This is a genomic window from Paenibacillus sp. FJAT-27812, from assembly GCF_001273905.1.
Classification (GTDB): Bacteria; Bacillota; Bacilli; order Paenibacillales; family Paenibacillaceae; genus Pristimantibacillus.
The window spans coordinates 3,007,310-3,018,374 of the sequence record NZ_LIGH01000001.1; the positions used below are offsets into that span (position 1 = coordinate 3,007,310).

The 11,065-nt window shown below is 46.5% G+C and carries 8 protein-coding genes and 3 tRNA genes; 8 read left to right on the forward strand and 3 right to left on the reverse strand.

Annotated features, from left to right (window positions below; all coding sequences use genetic code 11):
* Window positions 1-208: 208 nt before the first annotated feature.
* The 5 genes from ADU23_RS12705 to ADU23_RS12725 all read left to right on the forward strand — a co-directional run bounded on the left by ADU23_RS12705 (window position 209) and on the right by ADU23_RS12725 (window position 2,825).
* Window positions 209-284: transfer RNA gene (locus tag ADU23_RS12705), tRNA-Val, on the forward strand.
* A 7-nt stretch (window positions 285-291) separates the two neighbouring features.
* Window positions 292-367 (forward strand) — tRNA-Lys (locus ADU23_RS12710).
* A gap of 14 nt (window positions 368-381) precedes the next feature.
* A tRNA-Leu gene (locus ADU23_RS12715) sits at window positions 382-461 on the forward strand.
* Between the two features lie 149 nt (window positions 462-610).
* Entirely contained in the window at window positions 611-2,026 is a 1,416-nt protein-coding gene (locus ADU23_RS12720) for an ATP-binding protein (protein WP_053374077.1), read from the forward strand.
* 1 nt (window position 2,027) lies between these two features.
* Window positions 2,028-2,825: a hypothetical protein gene (locus ADU23_RS12725; protein ID WP_053374078.1), complete on the forward strand. Its 798-nt coding sequence runs from the start codon at window positions 2,028-2,030 to the stop codon at window positions 2,823-2,825.
* Between the two features lie 78 nt (window positions 2,826-2,903).
* Here ADU23_RS12725 and ADU23_RS12730 read toward each other — a convergent pair whose 3' ends face one another.
* Window positions 2,904-4,667, reverse strand: a complete 1,764-nt coding sequence (locus ADU23_RS12730; RefSeq protein ID WP_053374079.1) for a cache domain-containing sensor histidine kinase — start codon at window positions 4,665-4,667, stop codon at window positions 2,904-2,906.
* Window positions 4,664-6,226, reverse strand: a complete 1,563-nt coding sequence (locus tag ADU23_RS12735; protein ID WP_053374080.1) for a helix-turn-helix domain-containing protein — start codon at window positions 6,224-6,226, stop codon at window positions 4,664-4,666. Before ADU23_RS12735 ends, ADU23_RS12730 begins: the two co-directional genes overlap by 4 nt.
* Window positions 6,227-6,406: 180 nt before the next feature.
* Between ADU23_RS12735 and ADU23_RS12740 the strand changes: the two genes are divergently transcribed.
* From ADU23_RS12740 to ADU23_RS12750, 3 genes are all read left to right on the forward strand, one after another.
* Window positions 6,407-7,765: an ABC transporter substrate-binding protein gene (locus ADU23_RS12740; RefSeq protein WP_053374081.1), complete on the forward strand. Its 1,359-nt coding sequence runs from the start codon at window positions 6,407-6,409 to the stop codon at window positions 7,763-7,765.
* A gap of 92 nt (window positions 7,766-7,857) precedes the next feature.
* Complete coding sequence (locus ADU23_RS12745; RefSeq protein WP_053374082.1) at window positions 7,858-8,772, forward strand: carbohydrate ABC transporter permease; 915 nt, start codon at window positions 7,858-7,860, stop codon at window positions 8,770-8,772.
* Window positions 8,769-9,587, forward strand: coding sequence for a carbohydrate ABC transporter permease (locus ADU23_RS12750; protein ID WP_053374083.1), 819 nt, complete (start codon window positions 8,769-8,771; stop codon window positions 9,585-9,587). The genes ADU23_RS12745 and ADU23_RS12750 overlap by 4 nt, the downstream gene beginning before the upstream one ends.
* Before the next feature lie 64 nt (window positions 9,588-9,651).
* Here the strand turns inward: ADU23_RS12750 and ADU23_RS12755 are convergent, their stop codons facing one another.
* On the reverse strand, window positions 9,652-10,419 hold the full coding sequence (locus ADU23_RS12755) for a MerR family transcriptional regulator (protein WP_053374084.1): 768 nt from the start codon (window positions 10,417-10,419) through the stop codon (window positions 9,652-9,654).
* Window positions 10,420-11,065 lie beyond the last annotated feature (646 nt).

Below are 11,065 nucleotides of genomic sequence, written 5' to 3' on the forward strand. Positions count from 1 at the left end.
GGGTGGAAGCACAGCAATGTGTGTAGCTGACGAATACTAATCGGTCGAGGGCTTATCCTAAAACCGTTTGCTGCGACCCATACATCCAGCAGACAACAGTTAAAGAGGTTTTCAGCAAACCTGATCTTTCGTATCCAGTTTTCAAGGTACAAAACTTGTTTTGTGCTAAGAAACAACCCCACATGCCAGTGGGTTTTATTGTTTCCCTGGAGGCTTAGCTCAGCTGGGAGAGCATCTGCCTTACAAGCAGAGGGTCGGCGGTTCGATCCCGTCAGCCTCCACCATTACTATGAGTCATTAGCTCAGTTGGTAGAGCACCTGACTTTTAATCAGGGTGTCGTAGGTTCGAATCCTACATGACTCACCATTTTTTTCTCACATGCGCGTATGGCGGAATTGGCAGACGCACCAGACTTAGGATCTGGCGGGCGACCGTGGGGGTTCAAGTCCCTCTACGCGCATACATTTAATAAAAAAAGCCTTGCTGAGCAAGGCTTTTTTTATTGGCTGAACGCCAAAAAGTGACCTTGTGATCAAAGATCCTAGGTCTTTTTTTTTTGTCAAAGCTGGCAACAATCGTGTACAATTAAGCCAATAAGGGAGGCGGACTATGAATTTTTACGTAACCTTCTTCACAAATATGAGCATTCTCATAACTTGTGCCTACCTGTTCAACCTTCTTTATAAGAACTTATTTCAGCATGCATCCTCAATCGTCAAAAATAGCGCAATGATAGTAATATTTATTTTTTGCGGTTGGCTGGCGATGATGGTAGGCGTTCAGCTGAAGGAAGGCGCTGTATTAGACTTGCGGGTGGTGCCGATTATTTTTGCATCGCTTATGTTTCGAAATCCACGGTATGTCTTCATAATCGGCTTGGGAATTGCCGCAACAAGGTACTGTGTCAACGGAGTAACCCCGAATGCGCTTACCGGATCGATTAATATCGTTATTTTGGGTCTGGTCGCTTCAGGACTCGTTATGTTGTACGAACGGAAGCAGGAATGGAGTTACCGCAAAAAAGCGACGATCTCGCTGCTGACCATCAATTTGATGCAGGTGATAGGTATCGCGAGCTTTGGCGCTCTATCCCGTGAGGTTTATTTGAAGCATATCATGCCTTATACGCTTCCGCTTTCTCTGCTGCTAGGCGCGTTTTTCTTATTTATTATTTACGATTTCTATAAGGAGCAGCACCGGGCGGAAGAGCTTCGAAATAAAAACGTAATCCTTGTGGAGCAGACAAACGAGCTTAAAGAAGCCCATAAGGAGCTTGAAGAGCGAGCGCTTCAAATTTTAAATTCCTCTAAATACAAATCCGAATTTATATCGAATATGTCGCATGAGCTAAGAACGCCGCTTAACAGCATTATCCTTCTCTCCGAGCTTATCCGTGAAAACGAGGCGGACAAGGAGGATAGCGAGAATCTGCAGTATGCAGAAATTATAAATAGCTCCAGCACGGAGCTGCTGCGCATTATCGTTGATATTTTGGACCTCGCGAAAATGGAAGCAGGGAAGATGGAGATGGACTTTGGCGAAGTATCCATTGCGGATATAACGCAGCTGCTTCAGCATCAGCTTGCCCCATTGGCGGATCAGAAGAAGCTAAGCTTTGAGATTATTGCAGATAAGGATGTACCTGCTCTGCTCGTATCAGATGGACTTCGGCTTAGTCAAGTTTTAAGCAACTTAACGGCTAATGCAATTAAATTCACGGATCGTGGAAGTGTTACCGTACATATATCAAATGAATCGGAACCCGGCTTCATTGCTTTTGCCGTTCGGGATACTGGAATTGGCATCGACGAACATAGTCGGCAGCTCATTTTCGAAACCTTTTTGCAAGAAGACAGCACCACCAGACGGAAATACGAAGGAACCGGTCTAGGACTCTCGATCAGCCAACAGCTTGCAAGACTGCTGGGCGGCTCTCTAACGCTTCAAAGCACCAAGGGAGTCGGCAGTGAGTTTAAGCTCATCTTGCCTCTTACTCCTCCGGTTGACGATGCGGCAGGAGGCTAACATGATCGTATACGGGTGTGATTTTAGCGGGGCAAAAGATCCAAATGGCAAAATATATGTAGCGGTAGGAAACTTAGAGCAGCAATCCCTAACGATCACGGAAGTCATTCCATGCGAGGACAGGCTCGATTTATTTAGTATGATTAAGCATGCGCCGGCACCATGGGGACTGGATTTTCCCTTCTCCGTACCGAAGGAGCATCTGGCGAATCACTACCAATCGTCGTGGAGAAGCTTTATTCATACCGCTTACTTGGAATCGCGAATGCAGTTCAAGACCAAATTCGGCAAAATACATAGCGGTAAAAACAATACACAGCATTGCAGATTAACGGATATTGCCGCAGACGCTAAAAGTCCAATTGCAGAAACGCCTATCAGTATGAATGGAATGGTATATGGGGGACGCAAGCTATTATTTAACCTGCTAAATGATGCTGCTATTTATCCGTTTGATGCGCATAGGGCGGATGCGGCTCGTTTGTACGAAGTTTATCCGAGTCATGGCTGGTCGAAGCTTGGCTTGAATAGAGAGGACGATTACGCCCTAGAGCAGCTGGATGCGGCTTTCAAAAATAAGATTGATCCAAGCTTCTCCATAAGGCTTGATCCGGATAGCGTTCCGAGGCAGCCAAGCGGGAAGAAAATCGGAATGCCGATTGAGCATGCGACAGACGCAATAATGGCTTGCATGATTTTGGCATACAGCATTTATAGCTGCTCACTTGATGATACATGGGGGGAGCAGCCACCGTTTGCTGCCGATGAGGAATGGAGCAGATTCAACAAGAAGGGCTGATCATAAGAATGGAATGAAGCTTGGGACCGCCTAGGAGAGAGGGATTTGCCTCTATCCTGGACGGTCCTTTCTTGATCCTTAATCCACATGGGCCATTTGCTTTGGCAGTTCAACCGTAACAGTAGTGCCTTGGCCAAGGCAGCTTTCCATCCGCAGGGAGGCTTGCCCGCCAAATAAATGCTCGACTCTTTTGCGAGTATGCGATAAGCCAATGTGCCGGAGTCCAGCGTTTTGCTTAGGCTTCCCTTTCTCCCAAATGGTCGGCAGCTGGTCGGCTTCAATGCCAATCCCGTCGTCCGCAACCTTCAGAATTAGGACGTTCTTGGCGAGCGAAGCGGATATGCGCAGCATTCCGGTCTCTTCTTTTGGACAAATCCCGTGGAAAATCGCATTTTCAACAAAAGGCTGAATCAGGTTGCGAGGCACCAGGCACTCATAAGCTTCATCTTGAATGTCCCATGCGACCTCAAACATGTCGATGTAACGAAAGGATTGAATCGCGATATAATCGCGCAACAATCCGATCTCTTCCCGCAAAGGGATTAAGGTCTTAGCCCCGTCCATTTTAACCGCATCCTGCAGAAGCCTTATAAAAGAGCTGACCATTCGGACAATATCGTCATTCCCTTGCTTCTGAGCCATGTAAATAACGGCGTTTAACGTATTGTATACGAAATGCGGATTCAATTGGGAGAGCAGAAGCTCAAGTTCCAGCTCTCGTTTATCTTTTTCATGGCGAATCGATTGTTCCAAATGGGCCTGCAGTTGATGGGTCATACGATTAAAGCCGAGGCCAAGCTTCTCTAATTCATCGCCGGTTTTAATGTTGACCGAGGTGTGCAGCTTTCCGCTGGAGACGGCGTTCATGGCATGATATAAACGCATAATGGGTCTCGTGATGCGGAAGATGGCAGGCATCATTAAGAGCAGAATTAGTATCGTGCTCGTTAGCGAAAATACACCGAGAAGATAGATGATGATTTTGCCCCGTTCCATCAGTGAGGCTTGGGAGACAAAGGCGACCAGTTTCCAGTTGATGCTCTCGAACCGATCGATCAGCATATAGCCTCTATCAATGGAAGAGATCCCTTCTTGTTGTTCCTCTGATGCAGCCTTTATAAGTGAAGGGACCAACGGGAAATCCGATGATGGGCTAGCTTTCTCATACAATAAATAACCTGCGTCGTTTAGCCACAAAAAACCTTCGAAGCCCGCGCTGCCAAAGTCAAGCAATGACTCGAAGCTATCATAATCGAGATTTAGAATCAGCTTGCCGATCGTTTGGCCCGGCTGCTCAATATCTTTTACCGTAACGATAAAGCTAATGATCTTCCCTTTTTCTAACGTATTGCCGGTTAGAAACATCTCATGCGGCTCGGTAAAGGCATGCTGCCGGCCTGACTGGGCATAATTCAAATACCACTCTTCCTTTAATAACTCGCTAAAGTAATGATCGTTTCTTGCCTCGCTCCAGAATACCCGGTTGTCCGGCAGGAGAAGAGCGAAGCTGCTAACTTCCTTGCGCAGTCCCTTATTATCATCAAGATATTCTAATGTGTCTTGAACCATCGCAAATTGATCAAAGATATCCAGCTGATTATAAGTTTTATAGAAGGATTGAAGCTGATCGGAAATAATAAGGGAAAAGGAAAACTTAGCAATATCATCCGACATGTATTCAAGCTGTCTAACGGTCTGGCTAAGCTCCGTTTCATCCTCATGAATCATCTGCTCCACCACTATGGTTTTAAAATAATAATAGGTAAAGCCCGCTGAGAGAAGGAAGCTGACAATAGCAACGATAACGATCCGCTGCAGGATGACAGAGCGCAGGCTCTTCATAAACGGTGGCCCCCGTGCCGGTATTGGTGGGGAAGCATGCCCGTCGTTTTTTTGAATACTTGGCTAAAATGCTGGGGCGAACGGTAGCCGACTCTTGCGGAGACCTCGGTCATTTTCGCATCCCCTTGATTCAAAATACGTTTGGCCTGATTAATTCTGTACTCCGTTAAATAATCGAGAAACGTACGCCCCAGCTCGCGCTTGAACAATTGATGAAGATAGGAGGGGCTTATGCCTATCGATCGGGAAACGTCTTCAATGTTGACATCCTCGTGATAATGCATTTGAATATATTGCATTGCCCGCAGCAGCTTATTGGATAAGCGGTCAAGTTCAGCTTTATTGGAGCACAACCTCTGAAGGATGACGATAAATCTATTCATGATCTCATCAATGTGATACAAGGGGGTTGCTTCCCCTAATGTGAGCGGATCTGCTTCCGGCAATCCTTTGGCGGCATATCGCTTATTTATAATTCCGGTCAGCGCATGGATGGCCTCGTACAAGCCAGCCAGATCCCAGAGGGGGGAGCATAGCGAGTTAAAGACCCTTTTGATAACGCTCTCAATTATCGCGGGATCATGCTGATCCATCCCTTCAATTAGCTCCTCAAAGTAGATATTGCGAGGTGGCAACGGTGGATGGATTTTGTTGTCCAGAGGCAGCATCGGAAGTTCATCCGCGCATTGCAGGCTGTTTTTCCCACTAAATACAGCGTGCCTTGCGGCAGCCTCGACTCTGCGAAAGGAATCGTGGAGCGAGGAGGAATCAGTGCTCTGAAATGAGTAATAGAAGGAATAGCTGCTGTCATCATGCAGCTTTAGATGCGAATCAGTAGACCTTGCAAGATATTCAAAGGATTGGCGCTGCATGGAGACGGTTTTATTTTTCTGAGAGAACAGCGCTATGAATTGGTTCCGGTTCAGGGAGAGTTCGCCAATTAGCTGCCAATCAGATTGACCCGAGCACAAGTTGATTTCATGAGAAGCCAAGTCGAGAGCTTGAAGGCTCGATGTTTTCCCAAAGGGAGAAGGTATGGCAGAGAATGGCGAATCTCTCTGGATAAGCAGGATGGCGTAAGGCGGCGCAGCTTGGTTATCCTGAAACACGGTCATTGCTGCTGCCCCCGTCACTGCTTTCATGAGCTGATCGGAGCGCTCGATCTTTCTTTGTTTTTGTTCGCATTCCCAGCTTTCTTTGGCTTTGTTTAATTCATGAAGCAATTTATCCCGGTCTACCTCATGCTTGATCAGATAACTGGAGACACTCCCTATAGCAATAGCTTGCCTTGCATACTCGAAATCCTGATAGGCACTCATCACAATAAATTTCACGCCTAATTTACGTTCGGAGACCGCCCGGATCAATTCGAGCCCGTCCATTACAGGCATGCGAATGTCGACAATCATAATTTGAGGGCGAAGCTCCTCGCAAAGCCGAAGAGCGGTTCTGCCATTTGAGGCGGATGCAGCAATTTCGTAACCATATTCGTCCCAGAGGAGAAGACTTTTTACATGCTCCAAGGCAATTCGTTCGTCATCCACCAATATGATCTTCATCATGCTCGCCTCCGCGGGATTTTTTGTATGATTGATTATAACTTACATAAGGGATAGAGAAGCAAGGGGAAAAGTAGGATCGCGACCAAAAGTGTAGAATAGCAATGTTTACGCTTACATTCGCTAGCATGTATATTGAAAGCGCAGACATTATAAGGTGAACAAAGGAGCGATTATACGATGCAAAAGAGGATTTGGATCCAATCAATGTGCCTAGTGATCTCCATCATGATGCTTGCAAGCATGCTGGCCGCCTGCGGAGGAGGCAATACCGTCAACAATAAGGAAGAGGCGGCAGCCAATAACACAGGCACCGGGGAACAAGATAACGCGGGCAACGCAGCAGTCAAAGGAAATGCCGATTACAAGGGGGAGTTTGTTTTATGGACGTGGGAGCCGGAGCATCCCACCGCTTTGGCGGCTTTTAACGAGAAGTATCCCAACATCAAAGTAAAACGCGTAAACGTTGCTGCGGAGGATATTTCGAAAAAGCTGCAAACGACGATCGCCTCAGGCGGCGAATTGCCGGATGTCGTAAGGATTGAACGTGGTCAAAAGGCGAAAATCTTCGATATGGATATACTCGAAAATCTAGAAACGGCACCGTATAATGCCGATAAATCGATTTTGTTCGATTATGATCTTGCAACCTTTGCCAAAGACGATCATCTCATAGCTATTCCCGACGATATGAGCGTAGCCGGGATTGCTTACATCAAATCGCTCGCCAAACAATATTTCGGTACGGATAATCCGGAGGAAATGGAGGCGATCTTCACAAACTGGGATGTGTTTATTGAGAAGGGAAAAGAGGTGCTGCAGCAGAGCGGCGGCAAGGTTAAAATGTTTCCAAGCCTCGGCGACGTGAACCAAACGCTGAAGGGACAACGCGCCGAGCCTTACTTTGATGGCGACAAGCTGAATGTGCCTATGCTTACGAGCACCGTAACCGATTTGGTCAAGTTTCGGGATTCAGGCATTATAGACAAGCTTGATCAATGGACGCCTGCATGGAACGCAACATTTGGCGGAGAAAAATACATATTCGCCATGTCTCCCGTATGGATGCCGCAGTATGTGATTGGCCCTAACGATAAGAAGGATGATCGCTGGGTATTGATGGTGCCTCCTGGAGGAGGATTCATCAGAGGCGGCTCCTCGCACGGTATTCCGAAGGGAGCCAAAAATGCGGAGTTAGCCTGGAAATGGATCGAGTTTACGTCGATGTCGCAGGAAGGCGCGGAAGCGCAGAAAAAGGATGGCGTATTTACGCACTTCAAGAAGGCTTATGAGGATCAATCATTTACGAATTGGACTTGGCGAAACTTCGGCAGTCAAGATATCGGCGACAAGTTCTTTGTCGACATCTCTGCGACCACAAAGGACATGCCGGAAAATATCAATGACCTTGTGCTGGATGATGTGATGAATATCGTGCTCCAGACGCTCGCAAAAGACGACTCGTTTGGCGTAGAACAGGCTTTGGACCGGATTCAAAAGGAGCTGAAAGCCAAAGCGCCTAAAATCGTTTGGGAGTAAGCGACGGGTAGCGGCAGCATGAAGAGCGGTCTGTTTATTTCATCGGGCCGCTTCTTTTCTCACCAGATGTCAAATAGTCAGGAGTGTAGGCGATGCATGCTTTAAAAAGAAAATGGGTGCCTTACTTTTTCCTCTCCCCGTACATTTTATTTTATTTGGCTTTTGGCCTTATTCCAATGGTGTTTTCGTTATATGTCAGCTTGACGAGCTGGAACGGCATAGGGGATAAAACGTTTATTGGACTCGACAACTACAAATTTTTGTTTAATCCGGATTCTTATTTTTTCAAATCGGTTGGCAATACGCTGTTGTTTGTTGTGTTTACGCTTCCGCTCCAAATCATTTTTGGATTGCTCATAGCCTCGCTGCTATACAGCAGGTGGGTAAAGTGGAAAGGCTTTTTTCAATTGGTGAATTTTCTCCCCTATATCGTAACGCCTGTTGCGGTGGGGCTTATGTTTAATCTTCTCTTTGACTGGCAAGCGGGGTTCATTAATAAAATCCTGCTTCATCTTGGTCTGATCGATGAGGGCATATATTGGCTGGGAGACCCGTTGTACGCCCGAATAGTCATCATCGTCATGCTGTTCTGGAAAGGCTTCGGCTATACGATGATTTTTTACTTGGCGGGGCTCGCCAACATACCAAAGGATTTGAATGAGGCTGCGCAAGTGGATGGAGCATCTGGCTATCGAACATTTATGTCCATCACGCTTCCGCTGCTGAAGCCGGTCACCGTATTTATTGTCATTACAGGGATCATTGGCGGTTTTCAGCTTTTGGAAGAGCCGATGCTTCTGCTCGGAGGCTCTGGGATGGGTTCAAGCACGGCGGTCATCGGCGGTCCGGATCGATGCTGCTTGACCACGGTATGGAATATGTATGATACCGCCTATGGCAGCATGACCCGTTACGGGCTAGGGGCAGCTATCGCTTATGGCTTATGCATCATTATTGCATTCTTTTCGTTTATCGGCGCAAGATTTTATAGGGGGGAACAGGAATGAGTCAATCGGTCCGGACGACGCTGGCGACATCCGCAATCGCTCTGCTTTCTATTTTTGCGCTGCTGCCCTTCTATATTATGACCATTATGGGAACTTATCAGAATGAAGACCTCTTTACGAAAATCGTTCTTGTGCCCGGCACTTATTTATTGGAAAATTTCAAAACGGTTGCGGCTAGCCGATTCGATCTGGTTTATTGGAACAGCATCATCGTATCGCTCTTTAGTACGGTGCTGTCGGTACTCGTCAGTGCGTTTGCCGGCTTTGCTTTTGCCAAACATCATTTTAAGTATAAGAACAAAATTTTTGCTGCGGTGCTGCTCACGATGATGATTCCCGGTCAATTGGGGCTTGTCGCTTATGTCATCGAGATGCGCTATCTCAGCTTGTCGGGCACGTTGCTGCCGCTTATTCTGCCTTGGGTGGCGAATGCGTTTGGCGTTTATTGGATGACTCAGTTTATCAAAAGCGCGGTTCCAACCGAGGTGCTGGAAAGCGCGCGTATAGACGGCTGCTCGGATATCGGCGTGTTTTTTCGAATTGTGGTTGCCTTTATATACCCGGCCATTACTACGCTTTCTCTGCTTGTATTCCTATGGTCTTGGAACAATTATCTGCTCCCGCTAATTATCGTGAATAAGCCGGAGCTATACACGATACCGCTTGGAATTACGGCGCTTGGAGATGCGTATCGGACGGACTTGGCTGCTCAAATTCTTGGCTTGACGCTCGGCACGATCCCGGTGCTCATTTTATTCGCAATAGGCTCCAAAAGCTTTATCCGCGGATTGACGGCGGGCTCGGTCAAGGGATAGGGACGGGAGTGTAAGTAAAAAAGAAGCAGCACAATCCTCATGCGGAGGATGTGCTGCTTCTTCGTTATTGCTGCCCAGTACCGGTGTATACATGAATGGCATCCCTTAAAAAAACTGCTCCGCCAGGCTGGTGCTTATCGTAGTAAGCGGCAAATCTCTCGTCATCGACATACATTTGGGCGATATTCGCATGTGCCTCTTTACTGTAACTGCCCCAATAAAAGGTGAGCCACTGGCGATGCGAATCTGCAGTCTGTTGCGCCAGCTCGCCGGCAGGGTCACCCGTTGCATAAGCCTCAATGAGCAGGCTCAAAATTTTGGCGCCCAATTGTTCAATCTCAGTATGCTGCTCTTCTGTCATGTTTTTGAGGATTTGATTGGAGCGCTCTGCTTGCTCATCTCCGTATTTTTCTCTAATCTCGTTGCCATACTTCTTCTCATTCTCGTCAATCATTTGCTGCTTAAAGCCTTCAAATTTCTCCTTGTTTGTCATTGTTATTCTCCCTTCGTTTTGGGCTAATGTTTTATCGACATTAGCGATTAGCAAATCTAATTGCTGTCTTTTTTCAAGAAGCTTCTGCCGATGCTCGCGCAGCGCGCTTTTTCCATCGAAGGCGGGTGCAGTCACGATTAGTTTGATTTCCTCCAAGCTGACGCCAAGCTCCCTATAAAAAAGAATTTGCTGAAGCCTATCCACCTCCGCTTGCCCGTAAATGCGATAGCCCGAGGAATTAACTCGTGCTGGCTTAAGCATTCCGATCTCATCGTAATAGCGCAGCGTTCTTGTGCTAATACCTGCCAGCAGCCCTAGTTTTTTTATGGTGTATTCCATGTGCTCGCCTCCTGACAACATCATCGTACACCTTCACGCAGCGAGAAGGTCAACTGTTTTTTTGCGAGAAAAATTGGCTTTGAAACATGGTGATTTATCTGATGAAAATCAAGTAAACCGGGGGAGTATAGTGGTAGTGTTGCCGTATCATAGAGGGTTAACTCGAAACAGGGCATATATAGCAAGCAGAGGACGAGTAACGTTTGCGTCTTGTCGGGAAGAGTTAATAGATAAGATATTAATGATGTTTTTTGTATAAGAAAGCATGCTTTTTAATTGATTTATAAGCGTTGCTGACTATGATTAATAGCTGATTTGTATTGCATTCAGAATAATAATATTGAAAATAATAAATTAAATTTAAAAAAAGACTTGCAATACGATATTGATACATGGTATATTCTAATTCCGGCCGAGAGAAACACGCGGACGACAAGCAAAACAAGCGAAACACAAGAGAGAATAGATTGCTCTTTGAAAACTGAACAACGAGTAATAACTGCCTCGCAAATCCTTCGGGATGAGCGAAAAAAGCGATAAAAAAGTAATGAGCATTTCAAACACCAATTTGGAGAGTTTGATCCTGGCTCAGGACGAACGCTGGCGGCGTGCCTAATACATGCAAGTCGAGCGGATCTTGTCCTTC